This is a genomic window from Enterococcus raffinosus, from assembly GCF_018917525.1.
GTDB classification, from domain to species: Bacteria; Bacillota; Bacilli; order Lactobacillales; family Enterococcaceae; genus Enterococcus_A; species Enterococcus_A raffinosus_A.
The window spans coordinates 1-15982 of sequence record NZ_JAHLOS010000063.1; the positions used below are offsets into that span (position 1 = coordinate 1).

At 39.8% G+C, this 15982-nt stretch carries 13 protein-coding genes and 1 riboswitch; of the genes, 2 read left to right on the forward strand and 11 right to left on the reverse strand.

Annotation, left to right across the window (positions count from 1 at the left end; genetic code table 11):
• Positions 1 to 312: 312 nt before the first annotated feature.
• The 5 genes from typA to KQI58_RS21620 all read right to left on the reverse strand — a co-directional run bounded on the left by typA (position 313) and on the right by KQI58_RS21620 (position 4913).
• A complete protein-coding gene (typA, locus tag KQI58_RS21600; RefSeq protein ID WP_216411003.1) occupies positions 313 to 2154 on the reverse strand; it encodes a translational GTPase TypA in 1842 nt (613 codons plus the stop codon).
• A 112-nt stretch (positions 2155 to 2266) separates the two neighbouring features.
• The gene (locus tag KQI58_RS21605) at positions 2267 to 3031 is read right to left on the reverse strand and encodes an inositol monophosphatase family protein (RefSeq protein ID WP_216411004.1); all 765 of its coding nucleotides are present in this window, start codon (positions 3029 to 3031) and stop codon (positions 2267 to 2269) included.
• A gap of 10 nt (positions 3032 to 3041) precedes the next feature.
• Positions 3042 to 3311, reverse strand: coding sequence for a UPF0223 family protein (locus KQI58_RS21610; RefSeq protein WP_216411005.1), 270 nt, complete (start codon positions 3309 to 3311; stop codon positions 3042 to 3044).
• A 72-nt stretch (positions 3312 to 3383) separates the two neighbouring features.
• Positions 3384 to 3983 carry a sugar O-acetyltransferase gene (locus KQI58_RS21615; protein ID WP_216411006.1) on the reverse strand — a complete coding sequence of 200 codons (600 nt, stop codon included), beginning with the start codon at positions 3981 to 3983 and terminating at the stop codon, positions 3384 to 3386.
• Between the two features lie 66 nt (positions 3984 to 4049).
• A complete protein-coding gene (locus tag KQI58_RS21620) occupies positions 4050 to 4913 on the reverse strand; it encodes an Rgg/GadR/MutR family transcriptional regulator (protein WP_216411007.1) in 864 nt (287 codons plus the stop codon).
• A 242-nt stretch (positions 4914 to 5155) separates the two neighbouring features.
• Here KQI58_RS21620 and KQI58_RS21625 point away from each other — a divergent pair, with 242 nt between their 5' ends.
• Positions 5156 to 5791 (forward strand): GPP34 family phosphoprotein, encoded by a 636-nt coding sequence (locus KQI58_RS21625; protein WP_216411008.1) that lies wholly within the window; start codon positions 5156 to 5158, stop codon positions 5789 to 5791.
• Between the two features lie 40 nt (positions 5792 to 5831).
• On the forward strand, positions 5832 to 6419 hold the full coding sequence (locus tag KQI58_RS21630; protein ID WP_216411009.1) for a DUF3267 domain-containing protein: 588 nt from the start codon (positions 5832 to 5834) through the stop codon (positions 6417 to 6419).
• A gap of 153 nt (positions 6420 to 6572) precedes the next feature.
• Here KQI58_RS21630 and lpdA read toward each other — a convergent pair whose 3' ends face one another.
• The 6 genes from lpdA to KQI58_RS21660 all read right to left on the reverse strand — a co-directional run bounded on the left by lpdA (position 6573) and on the right by KQI58_RS21660 (position 15856).
• The gene (gene lpdA / locus KQI58_RS21635; protein WP_216411010.1) at positions 6573 to 7979 is read right to left on the reverse strand and encodes a dihydrolipoyl dehydrogenase; all 1407 of its coding nucleotides are present in this window, start codon (positions 7977 to 7979) and stop codon (positions 6573 to 6575) included.
• A 7-nt stretch (positions 7980 to 7986) separates the two neighbouring features.
• On the reverse strand, positions 7987 to 9645 hold the full coding sequence (locus KQI58_RS21640) for a dihydrolipoyllysine-residue acetyltransferase (protein WP_216411011.1): 1659 nt from the start codon (positions 9643 to 9645) through the stop codon (positions 7987 to 7989).
• Positions 9646 to 9661: 16 nt separating this feature from the next.
• Positions 9662 to 10639 (reverse strand): alpha-ketoacid dehydrogenase subunit beta, encoded by a 978-nt coding sequence (locus KQI58_RS21645; RefSeq protein ID WP_016180320.1) that lies wholly within the window; start codon positions 10637 to 10639, stop codon positions 9662 to 9664.
• Positions 10640 to 10641: 2 nt separating this feature from the next.
• Entirely contained in the window at positions 10642 to 11751 is a 1110-nt protein-coding gene (pdhA, locus tag KQI58_RS21650) for a pyruvate dehydrogenase (acetyl-transferring) E1 component subunit alpha (RefSeq protein ID WP_216411012.1), read from the reverse strand.
• A 392-nt stretch (positions 11752 to 12143) separates the two neighbouring features.
• Positions 12144 to 14750, reverse strand: a complete 2607-nt coding sequence (gene mgtA, locus KQI58_RS21655) for a magnesium-translocating P-type ATPase (RefSeq protein WP_216411014.1) — start codon at positions 14748 to 14750, stop codon at positions 12144 to 12146.
• 172 nt (positions 14751 to 14922) lie between these two features.
• Positions 14923 to 15088: riboswitch (M-box (ykoK) riboswitch) on the reverse strand.
• A gap of 24 nt (positions 15089 to 15112) precedes the next feature.
• Positions 15113 to 15856 (reverse strand): nitroreductase family protein, encoded by a 744-nt coding sequence (locus tag KQI58_RS21660; RefSeq protein WP_216411013.1) that lies wholly within the window; start codon positions 15854 to 15856, stop codon positions 15113 to 15115.
• Positions 15857 to 15982: the final 126 nt, after the last annotated feature.

Here is a 15982-nt window from a genome sequence, read left to right on the forward strand (position 1 = left end):
CACTCCACGCGAGTGTTTATTAGCAGAATTATCAAAGTTATCGTTGGCTGCTAAATAGAGAATAAAATTGAATAACACATGAATTTCAATAAGTGGCTAACTTGCACTTGAAATTTGGGGAAAACTTTCAATATCAATTTCTTTAATAAAATGAATAAATAATCCCACGTCAACACGATTTATTAAGATTTCGTTCCTAAAATACTGATACACCAGCATTCAAAAACTGCCATGACCATTTTGCCCCTCTAAAATAACAGTTTTTTACGAAAAAAAGACCACGCTATAAAAGCGCAGTCTTCAATCATTTATTTATTCTACAGCTAATTTACGTTTCTTCGCTGCTTTTTCACGTTCAGATTTGTTTAGAATTTGTTTACGTAGACGAATTGTTTCTGGTGTGATTTCACAGTATTCATCATCATTCAAGAACTCTAAAGATTCTTCTAACGTTAAAATCCGAGGTTTTTTGATGACAGACGTTTGGTCTTTGTTAGCTGAACGAACGTTTGTCATTTGTTTTGCTTTCGTGATATTTACGCCCAGGTCTTTATCACGGCTGTTTTCTCCAACGATCATACCTTCGTAAATTTCGGTTCCTGGTTCAACGAAGACTGTTCCGCGTTCTTCAACACTCATGATTGAGTACATTGTTGCTTTACCAGCATCAACAGAAACCAAAGCACCATTACGACGTCCGCCAATTACGCTCTGAATTACTGGTAAGTATTGGTCAAAGGTATGACTCATGATTCCGTACCCACGAGTCATTGATAGGAATTCAGTCGTAAATCCTAATAAACCACGAGCAGGCGCTAAGAAGATCAAACGAATTTGACCATTTCCTGAATGGACCATGTCTTGCATTTCAGCTTTACGTTGCCCCAATGCTTCGATTACGCTTCCCATGTATTCTTCTGGTGTATCAATTTGAACCCGTTCGAATGGCTCGCATTTCACGCCATCAACGATTTTCTCGATAACTTCTGGACGGGATACTTGTAATTCATAGCCTTCACGACGCATGTTTTCGATTAAAATTGATAAATGCAATTCCCCACGACCTGAAACAGTCCAAGCATCTGGTGAATCAGTATTTTCAACACGCAATGAAACGTCTGTGTGTAGCTCTGACATCAAACGTTCTTCAATTTTACGAGACGTTACGTATTTTCCTTCACGTCCGGCAAATGGTGAGTTGTTCACCAAGAACGTCATTTGCAACGTTGGTTCATCGATGTGTAAGATTGGCAATGCCTCTTGATGGTCAACAGGTGTAACTGTTTCCCCAACAAAGATATCTTCCATTCCAGAAACGGCAATTAAATCGCCAGCTTTTGCTTCTTGAACTTCCAGACGTTGTAATCCAAAGAATCCAAAGATTTTCGTCACACGGAAGTTTTTAATCGAACCATCAAGCTTCATAACTGAAACTTGGTCTCCAACTTTCATTTTCCCACGGAACACACGGCCGATACCGATACGACCTACATAGTCATTGTAATCTAGCAATGAAACTTGGAATTGTAATGGCTCGTCGCTGTTATCAACGGGAGCAGGAATTTTTTCAATGATTGTATCGAATACAGGAGCCATTGTTGGTTCTTGTTCTTCAGGATTGTCTGACAAGCTAGATGTTCCATTAATCGCTGAAGCATAAATTACTGGGAAATCTAATTGATCATCGTCCGCACCTAATTCGATAAATAATTCTAATACTTCATCAACAACTTCTTCTGGACGAGCAGATGGCTTGTCGATTTTATTAACCACAACAATTGGTGTCAAATGTTGTTCTAAAGCTTTTTTCAACACGAAACGTGTTTGCGGCATTGTGCCCTCATAAGCATCTACAACTAACAGTACGCCATCAACCATTTTCATGATACGTTCCACTTCACCACCGAAATCGGCATGTCCTGGTGTATCCATGATGTTGATTTTGTAGTCTTTGTAGTTAACAGCTGTATTTTTCGCTAAGATCGTGATTCCACGTTCTTTTTCTAATGCATTGGAATCCATGGCCCGTTCTTGTAAGCTAACGTGGCTATCAAGGGTATCTGATTGTTTAAGCATTTCATCAACTAGTGTTGTTTTACCATGGTCGACGTGGGCAATAATAGCCACGTTGCGGATATCTTCTCTGTAATTCAATTTTAATTGCTCCTTTTCTTGTAACGCGAGACTCACTCGATTGACAATTATAACAGAAAATCGTTAAGAGTGTTAGTAAAACATTTTCATTTTTTCAGAAAAAGTCTCTTTCTTAATTTTTCTCTTCATCAAACGCTTGAATTTCCTTCATCGCCGCTTGAGTTGCACCGATAAAGAACTCGCGACCTTGGAAGCTTAATGGCTTTTGGTCTGCTCCGCACGTCACCATTCCCAATAGCTCCATCATGATTTTACCTGCCGCATAATCCCATGGACTCAAGGAACTGACATAGCCGATCTGAGTTCCTTTTAAAATAGCGATAAAATCTAACCCCGCGCAGCCTAAGACCCGTACTCCCATGGATTGATTTCCGATTTCCTGAGCATGATAGATATTTTTACGATACAGAGCTAGATTCATGCCAAGTAACCCTTGATCTAAGGATTTGTTCTCTGGCACGGAAAGTTCTTCATTATTATAGAAGACTTTCCCAACTTTGGGACCGCCCCAAAAAAGCTCATCTCTCATAACATCATAGATAAAGCCTAGTTGTCCGACACCTTCTTCGTAGACCGCGATCATGATACAGAAATTTTCTTGCTGCATCACAAAGTTCAGCGTTCCATCGATCGGGTCGATAACGAACACGCGGCCATGGTCGATCGGAGTCTCATCCTGACCATTTTCTTCACCTAAAATTTTCGCTTTTGGATCAAAGGCCTTGATTTTGCTGACGATAAAATCCTGCGTCTCCTTGTCAACGTTTGTAACTAGATCGGTCCGTCCGCTTTTTTGATCAACCTTTAAGGCATCGCCTAATCCGGCCTCAACTCTTTCTGCTGCTTCGTAAATCCAACTGATGATTTCTTGTTCCATTTTAGTCCTCCTACATCTTAAATCGTTTAGTTGTCGCATTTTTCGCTTTCTGTAGCGTTCGATATAAAGAATAGCCGCTGACTTCTTGGAATTCGCGACCAATCCGCTTTTCCTCACCGATGCTTTTTATAACTGTTTTGAATTTTTTATATCCAGTCAAAAAAGCTTCTGTCTCGATACTAGCCTCATTCGCTGCTTCAACAAGATTCAGAAAATTGATGACTGTCACGATCTCATCGTGTGTCCAATCCTCATCGATTGGGTAACCATAATTTGCCATTGATCCACACTCCATTCGAAAATAGTTTACCATAGAAAATCAAAAGCTTTTATTTAAAGCTTCTATCTGAAACTAATTTCTAATGGAGAGGTAATCAGTCTTATCTTCTTCAGTGATCTCTCTCAAAACACGACAAGGATTACCGGCCGCAATAACATTTTCCGGAATACTTTTAGTCACGACACTGCCTGACCCGATGATCGTATTCTTACCAATCGTGACACCTTGATTGATCGTGACATTCGCACCTATCCAAACGTTGTCTTCAATCACAACGTTTTTGGAATAGCAGCCCCCTGCCACACGCTCGGCCGGATCAATTGCATGATTCGTCGTGAAGATTCCTACACGCGGTCCAAAAAGAACATCATCACCAAGATGAATCTCACCGCCATCTAATAAAATACAATCGAAATTTGCGTAGAAACGATTCCCGATATGAATATTTTTACCAAACTCGCAACGAAAATCGGGTTCAAAATGAACCGATTCTCCGACTGATCCCAATAACGCTCGCAGTATTTCTATTCTTTTTTGTTCATCTTTGCCGTATAAGGCATTATACTCTCGTGTTGCTTCGACAGCCTTTTTCCTAGTCTCAACGAATATAGGTGATAAATCGTCATACATTTCCCCTGATTTTGAAGCATTAAAACCTAGTAATTCTTTCATCATTTAACTCCAATCTTTAATACATTTTTTTACTTAGTTAAGTTGGACTGACGCCCTCGTATCCCATTATTGCGCTCTTTTCACTTGTGCAAGCGTTGACTGATAAAGAATATTTAATCGATTGCCATAATTCAAATAACCACAATCTTCTACAAAAATATCGATAATCCGTTCGCATTGCCGCTGTCCTTTGGGATTATTCTTTTTAACCAGCAGTAACCCGTAAACAAATTTTGCGTATAAGTCATGATGAATATACTTTAAATCACGATTCGGTGTTAATTTTTCCAGATATTCTAAAAGAATTTTTTCTGCCTGATCTAAATGATTCTCCTCGATCAAGTAACGAACTAAATGCAACAATGCATCATAGCGCCATTTTCTCATTTCGAAGCTGCCATCATGTTGTTTGACAAGACGCTTGGCATAAAAATACGCTTCCTCCGGTCTAAAAAGATCACCATTATAGGTGATTAAAAAGAACTCGAACTTCCCCCATGTTTCCGTTTCCCTTAAATAGTCAGCAATCGGTGTTAAATCAACCGTATAACTAGGCAAGAAAATATAATTGTAAAATCGTTTCCCAATGAGTGCAGCGAAAAGAAATCTTTCTTCATTCGATTGTTGATACAATTTTTCTTGATTTTCCACGAATTTCTTTAATAAAAAAGAATTCCCAGCATGATATGAACGATCAATTTCCTCCTCGATCATATACAACCAAACATCCACGCTCTCATCGATTTCAAAAACAAACTCATCGAATGTTATATTTAACCGACCTAATAATTGAAGCAAATTAGAAAATCGAATATCTCCATTCTCCCGTTCATACTTTCGTAAAAATTGAGGTGTCACGATCCCGTCTGAAGTGTTCATAATCGATTGATTTTTCTTTTCTCGAAATTCTTGAAAAAATTTCCCCGTCACTGTTCTCACCCTCCTGTGTCACTTTCCCTTTAATGAATAGATTTCAATAGTTAAACATTTTTATTCGTGGCTTATTTCTTAACAACGTATAAAATCATCAGAACGAAACTATTGTTTCTGTTATCTTAGAATACCATGAAAAAACAACCAGAAAATCGAATTATTGAAAAGATTGTTTCGAAAAAATAAATTTTCTTAATGAACCGCTATACTTTAATCAAACGATTAAAGGAGCAATTAAAATGCATAATCTTAGTTTATCTCAACAATATCTTCTTTTTACTATGAATCGCCAAGGAAAAATCTCTTCAGTCAATTACTATGTTGGAATGTGTCTTGTTATGGCAAGCCTTCTGGATCTACAAAAAGCTGATATGATCAAATTAGAGAATAAGGAAGTAATTATCCTATCTGATGAGCTTCCTGAAGATTTACAATACCTCGACTGTCTTTTAGAAAAAATCATGGGGCTTAAAAAGAAACGTATTGAAGCCATCGCGAATGCTTACGGTATGACTTTCTTTGAAAAAGATATCAAACAATTAGTCTCACAAATCCGCAGTTCACTCATCGAAGCTAAAGAGGTATCGATAAAAAAGGAGTCACATTCTCTTGCTTACATCGCAAAAGAGGAAACGATCGCAAAATTAGTCTCTCGTTTAGAAAACTTGAATCAACTGGATCATGATGGTTTAGCCTTAGCTATTCTGCTTAAAAAATCGAGTATTCTGAAGAAATACGTTGAAAAAGAAAGTCGGAAAATACTTGAGGTGAAAATCAAGGAAGTCAAAAATGAACCTATTTCAAGACAAACCCACCTAATGATCTCTCAACTTGATTGGCTAGTTGGGGCAATGGCAGCGATAACCATTGTATAAATCGATGGCCAGGTCGTCTTTAGAAATGAGGAGTTATAAAATGGAAAAACACCAAGAAGATTTTAAAAATATGAAAGCCGCGTTGCTGCAAGAAGGCTATAAGGAAAAAGATGTGACCTTTACGGCAAAGAAAGCGATCCTACTCGGATTACTCTACTCTCTACCCTTTATTGCGATTCTCGGTTTAATCTATCGTTTTTTATTAGTCGGAGGAGCGCACTTGACAGAAATCACCGGAGCCTCTTTCTATCTCACATTTTTTGCGATCATAATAATTTCAACAGTGATTCACGAGTTATTACACGGATTTGGCTGGGCTTTTTCAAGCGGTTACGGTTGGAAGGCGGTACGTTTTAACATCAATGCTCTAATGCCTTCCTATGCTTGTAGATCAGCGCTAGAGAAACGTCAATACCTAATCGGCGTACTTTTACCATTAACTGTTCTAGGAACAATAAGTGCCCTTTTTTTAGTCATTTATCCGGGAACTATCTCATTTTTTATTATGATCATCAACTTCATCCTTGCTGGAGCAGACCTAATCATCGCTTTTAATGTATTAAAGGAAGAAAACAGTTTGATCATCGATCATCCGGTTGAAGCAGGCTATATTGCTTTTTATAAATAAGAGCTAGTTAATTGTTATTTTAGTTTCGTACGTATACGATTTTACTAACCAATAAGTTGTATAAATCATTGACTAATCCCGTTTCCTTAATTGAATACAAAAATAAAAGTCAAAATCCTTTTGAAAAAGGATTTTGACTTTTTTGCTTTCAATTTAAATGTGGATCGGCATACCTAAAGCCAATTCTGATGCGTCCATCACGATTTCACCTAAAGATGGGTGTGGATGGATCGTCAATGCGATATCTTCTGCGTTCATGCCAGATTCAATCGCTAAAGCAAGTTCTGAAACCATATCACTTGCTCCAACACCAGCGATTTGACCGCCAATGATAACATTGTCCTCTACCGTAGTTACTAAACGAATGAAGCCTTCTGTCTTGCCTAATGACAAGGCACGACCGTTACCAGAGAATGGGAATTTGAAGGCTTTCGCTTCAAGTCCTGCTTCTTTAGCTTCTTTAATTGTCATTCCTACTGTAGCCAATTCTGGATCAGTAAACGCTACAGCGGGCATTGCTTTATAATCAACGGCTACTTTCTTGCCTGAAATGGCTTCAGCCGCAATTTTTGCTTCATAGCTGGCTTTATGAGCTAAAGCTGCACCAGGAACGATGTCGCCGATTGCGTAGATACTTGGTACGTTTGTGCGACCTTGTTTGTCTACCTTGATCAATCCACGATCAGTCATTTCGACACCCGCTTGCTCTAAGCCCATGTCATTCGTGTTTGGACGACGGCCTACAGTTACCATCACGTAATCTGCATCGACACTTTCTTCCTTGCCATCAACTTCATAACGAACGGTTACGCTGTCGCCGTTATCAACCGCTTCGCGAGCCATTGCAGAGGTGACAACTTTAATACCCTTTTCTTTGAAATCTTTCTCAACAAGCTGCACCATGTCTTTTTCGTAGGTCGGTAAAATCTGTGCCGTACCTTCGATAATAGTCACTTCAGCGCCTAAATTAGCATAAGCTCCACCTAATTCGGCACCAATTACACCACCACCGATGATGACTAATTTTTCAGGTACTGCTTCTAAAGCCAACCCACCAGTAGAGTCGATCACACGTCCGCCGAATTTGAAGCCTGGAATCTCAATTGGACGAGAACCGGTCGCCACGATCGCATTGTTGAAAGAATATGTTTGGGCTGAATCTGGATGAATCACACGCAAGTTTTTATCATCTACAAAGAAGGCTTCTCCTTCAATGATTTCTACTTTGTGTTTCTTCAGCAAGAATTTAACACCTGACGTAAGCTTATTAACCACGCCATTTTCTTTCCATTCTTGCGTTTTCGCAAAGTCTAGCTTTACATTTTCACTAGTTACACCAAACATGGAAGAATCTAGTGAATCTTGATAATGATGACCAGCAGAAATCAATGCTTTTGAAGGAACACAGCCGACGTTTAAACAAACGCCGCCGATGTATTCCCGCTCAATGATCGCTACCTTTTGTCCCATTTCTGCGGCACGGATGGCGGCAACATAGCCGCCAGGTCCAGCACCGATTACTACTGTATCTAATTCAATGGCAAAATCTCCAACTACCATGATTTTATCATCCTTCCATTAATAATAATTCTGGGTCAGCTAATAAACGTTTGATATTGTTCATCGCTTTTTGTGCTGTCGCACCATCGACGATACGATGATCGAAGCTTAATGAAAGTTTCATTACACGACCAACCGCTAATTCGCCTTCATCGTTCACGATTGGTTGTTGCGCAATCGTTCCAACACCAAGAATGGCAACTTCAGGGTAGTTGATTACTGGAGTGAACCAGCCGCCGCCAACGGAACCGATATTAGAAATCGTGATTGTTCCATTACGCATATCATCTGCAGCCAATTTTCCATCGTGAGCCAAAGCAGCTTTTTCATTGATTTCATCGGCGATCTTGAACATGCCTTTTGTATCCGCGTTTTTCACGTTTGGCACGTACAAGCCATGATCTGTATCGGTTGCGATACCGATGTTATAGTAATTTTTATACACAATTTCTTGTGCTGCATCATCAATTGATGCATTCAAGACTGGGTATTTTTTGACTGTTGCAGTCAATGCTTTAACCACATATGGCAAGAACGTTAATTTCGTACCATTGTCCAAAGCCACTTGTTTGAACTTCTTACGGTGATCCCAAAGTTTAGACACTTCAACTTCATCATGCAAGGTTACATGTGGTGCAGTATGTTTACTGTTTACCATTGCTTTAGCAATTGCTTTACGTGTCGGTGTCAGTTTCTCGCGAGTTTCCATTTCGCCCATGTTAGAAGTAAATGGTTGCGCTGGTTTCTCTGCTTTTGCAGCTGGCGCACTTGAAATTGCTGCTGCCGTATCAGTAGCTTGAGCTTCTGATTTTGCTGGTGCAGATTGGCCGCCACCAGAAACGAATGTGTCGATGTCTTCTTTAACAATTCGTCCGCCCTTACCGGTTGCGGTTACTTGAGTAATGTCAACATCTTTTTCGCGGGCATATTGACGAACAGATGGCATAGCCAATACACGTTTGTCAGGATTACTTGCTTCTACCACTGAAGAGTTACCTTTTTCTTCAGTTTTCGAAGCTTCTGCTGGTGCAGAGGATTCACTTGAAGATGCGCTGGAATCATTGTGTCCAGGTGCATCAATTTCAACGAGAACATCGCCAACATTGGCTACTGTACCTTCGTCTACGATGATTTTTTTGATCGTCCCTGTTACAGGTGATGGAATTTCTTCCACTGATTTATCATTTTGTACTTCTAATAACGTGTCGTCTTCTTCGATCTTGTCGCCAGACTTCACGAACCACTTAACGATTTCGCCTTCTGCAATACCTTCGCCGATGTCCGGTAATTTGAATTGGAAAACTCCGCCGCCAGCATTAGAACTGCTGCTTTCGCCTGAGCCGCTTTCAACTGTTGGTTCAGCCGCTGGAGCTTCGGGTGTTTGTGATTCAGCAGCCACGCCTGAATCGCCTTCATTATCTTCATGACCTGGTGCATCGATTTCAACGAGAACATCGCCAACATTGGCAACAGTTCCTTCGTCTACGATAATCTTTTTAATTGTTCCAGTTACAGGTGATGGAATTTCTTCCACTGATTTATCATTTTGTACTTCTAATAAAGTGTCGTCTTCATTGATTGTATCGCCAGCTTTGACGAACCATTTGACGATCTCACCTTCTGCAATGCCTTCACCGATATCAGGCAGTTTAAATTGGTAAGCCATTATTTTTCCTCCTATGTTAAAACTCTACGATTTCTTTTACTTTCGCTTCAATATCTGCTGCGTTTGGCAACCAGATACCTTCCGCTTGTCCGAATGGGAAAATCGTATCTGGAGCAGAAACTCGTCCGATAGGTGCTTCTAGTGAAAGAATTGCCCGTTCAGAAATTTCTGAGATAACTTGTGCGGAAACGCCCGCTTGTTTTTGCGCTTCTTGAACAACGACTACGCGACCAGTTTTTTCAACGGACTTAATGATCGTTTCAACATCAAGTGGTGCAACAGTACGCAAGTCGATGATTTCTGCATTAATATTTTCTTTTGCTAAATTATCTGCTGCCTTGATCGCTTCACGAACCATTGCGCCGTAAGTGATGATTGAAACATCAGAACCTTCTTTTGTAACAGCCGCTTTATCCAATGGCACTTCGTAGATTCCTTCAGGAACCTCTTCGCGGAATGAACGATACAATTTCATGTGTTCTAAAAAGACTACTGGGTCATTGTTACGGATTGACGCGATCAACAAACCTTTTGCATCGTATGGATTTGACGGAATCACCACGCGCAAACCTGGAGATTGAGCCATTAATCCTTCTAAATTATCTGAGTGAAGTTCCGGTGTGTGTACACCGCCACCAAATGGTGCGCGAATCGTGATCGGTAAGTTTCTTGTATTTCCCATACGGTAACGAGTCCGAGCCATTTGACCAACGATTTCATCCATTGCTTCAAACACGAAACCAAAGAATTGAATTTCAGGAACAGGTCGGAAACCTTGCAGGGCTAAACCAAAAGCAAGTCCGGCAATACCAGATTCAGCTAATGGTGTATCAAAAACTTGATCTTCGCCGAATTTTTCTTGAAGACCTTCAGTAGCACGGAATACGCCGCCGTTCTTACCAACGTCTTCACCGAAAATTAAAACTTCTTTATCTTTTTCAAGCATCAGAGCTAAGGCATCTGTGATTGCTTGGATCATTGTTTTTTGTGCCATGATTATTTCGACTCCTTCGCTTCATAGAATTCAATTTGTTCTTTGATGTTTTGTGGTTGCACTTCGTACATATTTTTCAAGAAATCAGAAACCTTTTGTTTTGGTACGCGGTCAGCATCAGTGATGGCTTGCTTGATTTCTTCTTTTGTTGCTTCAATCACTTTTTCTTCTTGTTCTTCTGACCATAAGCCTTTTTCCGTTAAGTATTTGCGGAAACGTACTAATGGATCTTTTTTCGTCCATTCGTCGTCCATTTCTTTTGAACGGTAACGTGTTGGGTCATCACCAGATAATGTATGTGGACCATATCGATACGTTAGTGTTTCGATCAAAACTGGACCATTGCCATTCGCTGTCCATTCACGTGCCTTTTTAGATACATAATAAACTGCTAAAGGATCCATTCCATCCACTTGGATACCAGGAATTCCGGCAGCTACTGCTTTTTGTGCTAGTGTTTTAGCCGCTGATTGTTTTTCACGTGGTGTTGAAATCGCAAATCCATTATTTTGAATATAAAATACAGCGTTTGCATGATAAGCTCCAGCAAAGTTGATTGCTTCGTAGAAATCACCCTGAGATGAACCACCATCGCCTGTATAAGTGAAGACAACGTTTTTACTATTACGTTTCTTCAAGCCTAATGCTACACCGGCAGCCTGTACGTATTGAGCTCCGATAATGATTTGAGGTGGTAAAGCTTGTAAATCTGCAGGATAGTTGTTTCCAGCAACATGACCGCGTGACCATAAGAACGCTTCTGCTAAAGGCAAGCCGTGTTTGATCAATTGTGGAACATCACGATAGCCTGGTAGCAAAACATCTTCCTTTTCAAATGCAAATTGGCTGGCTAATTGGCTAGCTTCTTGTCCAGCTGTTGGTGCGAAGAATCCTAATCGTCCTTGACGATTCAATGCAGTTGATCGTTGGTCTAACACACGAGACCAAACCATTGAAGTCATCAATTCAACAAGTTCTTCATCGGATAATTCAGGAACGAGATTTTCATTAATAATCTTTCCATCTTCATCCAGTGCCTGGTACACGGGGAAATCCGCGTTTACATCTTTTAGTAAGGCTTCAAAATCAATCGTTAACTCTTTTTCTGCCATGGTGTCACACTTTCCTCTCTTAAGTAAATTAAATCTTGTTTTCAGTGCAACAGCAAACCAATCTGTATTATTGCTATTGCTCCTTCTTCTCTAAATTAGCATTTTTGTATTCAATTGACAACAAACTTGCTCAGCAATTCTGAACGAATTGAAGCGTTTCACTTTTCAACCTTGTGAAATCACATGCAGCTCATTTCTAATAATAACAATTCAAACGTTCAGAATAGGCAAGTTCGTAATCTCGAAAAATCATAATTTTGCCATAATCACAAGCATCACGAGGATAAAAATAGATTAAAACAACCGAAATCACAACCCTGTCAGACCGGAATTTGTTAAGCATTTTCACAAAAAAAGAAACAGAAGGCCAATACAGAGCCTTCTGTTATAGTTCAGATCCATTCTTTTGCAATTTTTATATAGAGCACTTTTCCTAATTGCGTTGCCAACATGTAAGCAGCAACGATTCCAACATACCATAGCCAATAACTACTTGGTAAATGAACAAAGTCAAATTGCTCAGCTAACGGAGTTAACACAACTAATGCACCAACTACGACTGCCATTAATAAGCTGACAAACACTTGCGGAGCTGGACGACTTTGGATAAAAGGAATCTTCTTTGTTCTTACCATTAGAACAACTAACGCTTGTGTGGTTAATCCAATCATGAACCAACCCGTTTGAAAAAGATTTTGCGTACCCACACTATTAGCTCCGAAGACAAACCACATGACTAAAAACGTAATGATATCAAAAACAGAACTGATGGGTCCAATACATACGGTAAATTTTAATAATCCTTTTGTTTCCCATTTTGTTGGCACCTGCAATTCTTCATCATCTACATTGTCCCAAGGAATCGTTAATTGAGCGAAATCATAGATTAAATTCTGCAATAACAATTGCAGTGACAACATAGGTAAGAATGGTAAAAACGCACTAGCAATCAGAATCGAGAAAACATTCCCAAAATTTGAACTGATGGTAATCTTAATATATTTCATCATATTACTAAAGACTCGTCGTCCTTCGATCACACCATTTTCTAGAACGCCTAAGCTTTTTTCTAATAGAATAATAGAACTGGCATCCTTTGTGATGTCGGCAGCTGTATCCACAGAAATTCCGACATCTGCTTTTCTTAAAGCAGGCGCATCATTGATGCCATCCCCCATAAAGCCGACAGTGTGTCCCTTATTTTGCAAAGCTTCAATGATCCGTGATTTTTGCATCGGGTTTAGTTTTGCAAACAGATTCGTAGTTTCGGCGGCTTGATACAATTCATCGTCTGACATTTCATCGATTTGGTTGCCTAATACATATTCATCCGCAGGAATTCCGACATCCTGACAAACTTTTTGTGCCACGATTGCATTGTCCCCTGTGAGAACTTTTACCGCTACCCCGTGCTGCTGCAATGATTTGATTGCTGGCTTAGCTGAAGCTTTTGCAGGATCAAGGAAGCCCATGAAACCTACTAGGGTCATATCTACTTCATCATCTGTTGAATAAATGGCTTCATCATGTGCGTCGCGACGCACAGCTACTGTGATGACACGCATTCCTTGGCGATTCATTTTTTCATTGACGGTTTGTAGCTGTTGTCGTATTTCTGGTGTTAACTCTAGAATCTCTCCATCAATCTCCACATATTTACAAATTGCCGCCATTTCTTCAACAGCACCTTTAGTGATCATCAATTGATGATCGTCTGTTTTCATCACGACAGTTAAACGGCGACGAGAAAAATCAAAGGGAATCTCATCAATCTTTTGAACCGCTTGGTAAGGCAAATGTCGATCTTGCTCTTCAAAATAATTGATTACGGCAATATCCATCAAATTCTTCCAGCCTGTTTGATAAGTAGAATTCATGAAGGCAAGGTCTAATACTTGTTCGTTTTCATTTCCTAAAGGGTCCAAATGTTGAACCAGAACAACGCGATCTTCCGTAATTGTCCCAGTTTTATCTGTACATAGGACATCCATTCCACCTAAATTTTGGATTGAAGCCAACTCTTTCACAATCACTTTGTGTTTCGATAATGTCAGTGCTCCTTTTGCCAAGTTGGAGCTCACAATCATCGGCAGCATTTCAGGTGTCAAGCCGACTGCAACTGCAATGGCGAAGAAGAAGGCACTGCTCCAATCACCCTTCGTCAAGCCGTTTATCAAGAAAACTAATGGAAAAAGGATCATAACCATTCGCAATAATAGCTTACTGACTCTGGCTAAGCCGATATCAAATGAGGTTTTTCCCCGTTTAGATGTGGCATTTTTCGCGATATCTCCGAAAAATGTTTGCTGACCCGTTTTTAAAATAATGGCTTTCCCTTGACCACTTAACACATCCGTTCCCATAAAAACCAGATTCGTTAAGTCCAATGCCGTTGCTTCTTCTGTCAATTCCTTGTCTTGTGCCAGAAATTTTTCAACAGGCATTGATTCTCCCGTTAACGATGATTGGTTAACAAAAAGGTCTTTTGTCCAAATCAATACAGCGTCTGCTGGAATCATATCGCCAGTCGCTAACGTCAAAATGTCACCAGGTACGACTTCATCCATTGGAATTTCTTTTGTTTCTCCATTGCGGGTAATTGCCGCAGTGTTTTCGATCATTTCCTTTAATTCGATGCTTGCCTTTTGCGAACGGTATTCTTGAATAAAGGTAATCAGCACACTAGCCAAAATCATGATCGTCATAACAACTGACGCTTCCATGTCATTAGTTAGCAAAGAAACAATTGCTAATGCGGCTAAAACATATACAAACGGATCATTGAACGCTTGTAAAAATAATAAAATTGCTGGTGTTGGTTTTTGCGCAGAAACTTCGTTCGGACCATATTCTTCCAAACGGCTTTCAGCATCTTCTTCTGATAGTCCTTGCAATGAGGTCCGCAAGTTTAGAAAAAGATCACGATCAGACAAGATCGCTAATTTTTTTAGTTCTTGGTCTTTGTTTACTTTGCGAGCAAGAAGGTTTTTTCTGTTCATCATAATGGTTCCTCCTAAAATTCAGGACAACCGCAGTCGCCCTACTATATTTACTTTTGGGTCGACTATCTTCATGATCCATCTTCCTCACATCCTTTCGTTTAGTTAGCTATTTAGGCATTTCAAGACACAAATAAAGCGCGCACTCGAAAATGAGCACGCGCGAAAAATTCATTCATGTTCATCGTCGAGCTTTAGCACTATAGGGCGTAGACAGAATCTGTCAGCTACGTTATGAATCACCTTCACGATGATCCCTGTTATACCCATTGGCGTCTCTCGACATTTTTGGGCAGTAGCCTGTGTCCATATAGGAGCCTCACCTAACAATTAATTTAATTTTCATCCTTACTATAAGTCACTTAGTTATCAGTGTCAAACGTAACACTGAAAAATTTATTGATTTTCAGAAACTCATCAACTTTTTTGTTTGGTGAATTGCTGAAATAGTCTGCAAATTTTTTGCTCCATAATTTCGTTTCACGAGCCTCTGCAAATTTTTCCATAGCGTCATCATACTCTTCAATCACGGAATAATCATAATCCGTATACGTATCATAATGAATCACCGCTTCTTCTGGTAATCTTGGCTTTACCCGCATATCCACAATGGGCTTCCCAATACTCAATCCGGCAACTGGTAGTACATAGTCAGGCAGTTTTAATAATTCACTGACTTCGGCTATATCTTTGCGAATCGTTCCGACGACTACAGAACCTAGTCCTAATGCTTCAGTCGCGATTACGGCATTTTCTAAAGCTAACGCTGCATCAGTAACAGCCGTAATCACTGGATCAAATCCCTCATTGATTCGATAATCAACACCATAGTGTTCAGCAACTTTTTGTGTCCGTTTCAAATCCGCTACAAATACTAAGAAGACAGAACTATGCAGTACGTGAGGATTTCCAGGATTCATTGCTACTAGTTGTTTACGAATCTCCTGATCTTTAACAACGATGATACTGTACATTTGGCCATTCATCCAACTCGGCGCCTGACGACTGGCTTGCAGAATCTTTTTCAGCTCTGTCTCTGATAATTGATAGTTTTCGTCAAAATTTCGATATGCTCTGTGCTGATTCATCACTTCTAACGCTTCCATTTAACTCCTCCTCGTAATATATTTTTTAGAGTGATAAATCACTCCAGTTTTATTCTCTTGTTCTTTGATAATTTAATAACACTTTAGTTGCTTGGTGCTTGTGTGATGTTCTAGAATTGACTCCTG

Excerpts from the sequence above, each read along its gene's own strand:
- lpdA (WP_216411010.1), bottom strand. The coding sequence starts at position 7,979 with ATGGTAGTTGGAGATTTTGCCATTGAATTAGATACAGTAGTAATCGGT.
- pdhA (WP_216411012.1), bottom strand. The coding sequence starts at position 11,751 with ATGGCAGAAAAAGAGTTAACGATTGATTTTGAAGCCTTACTAAAAGAT.
- KQI58_RS21615 (WP_216411006.1), bottom strand. The coding sequence starts at position 3,983 with ATGAAAGAATTACTAGGTTTTAATGCTTCAAAATCAGGGGAAATGTAT.
- KQI58_RS21640 (WP_216411011.1), bottom strand. The coding sequence starts at position 9,645 with ATGGCTTACCAATTTAAACTGCCTGATATCGGTGAAGGCATTGCAGAA.
- KQI58_RS21645 (WP_016180320.1), bottom strand. The coding sequence starts at position 10,639 with ATGGCACAAAAAACAATGATCCAAGCAATCACAGATGCCTTAGCTCTG.
- mgtA (WP_216411014.1), bottom strand. The coding sequence starts at position 14,750 with ATGAACAGAAAAAACCTTCTTGCTCGCAAAGTAAACAAAGACCAAGAA.
- KQI58_RS21625 (WP_216411008.1), top strand. The coding sequence starts at position 5,156 with ATGCATAATCTTAGTTTATCTCAACAATATCTTCTTTTTACTATGAAT.
- KQI58_RS21610 (WP_216411005.1), bottom strand. The coding sequence starts at position 3,311 with ATGGCAAATTATGGTTACCCAATCGATGAGGATTGGACACACGATGAG.
- KQI58_RS21605 (WP_216411004.1), bottom strand. The coding sequence starts at position 3,031 with ATGGAACAAGAAATCATCAGTTGGATTTACGAAGCAGCAGAAAGAGTT.
- KQI58_RS21630 (WP_216411009.1), top strand. The coding sequence starts at position 5,832 with ATGGAAAAACACCAAGAAGATTTTAAAAATATGAAAGCCGCGTTGCTG.
- KQI58_RS21660 (WP_216411013.1), bottom strand. The coding sequence starts at position 15,856 with ATGGAAGCGTTAGAAGTGATGAATCAGCACAGAGCATATCGAAATTTT.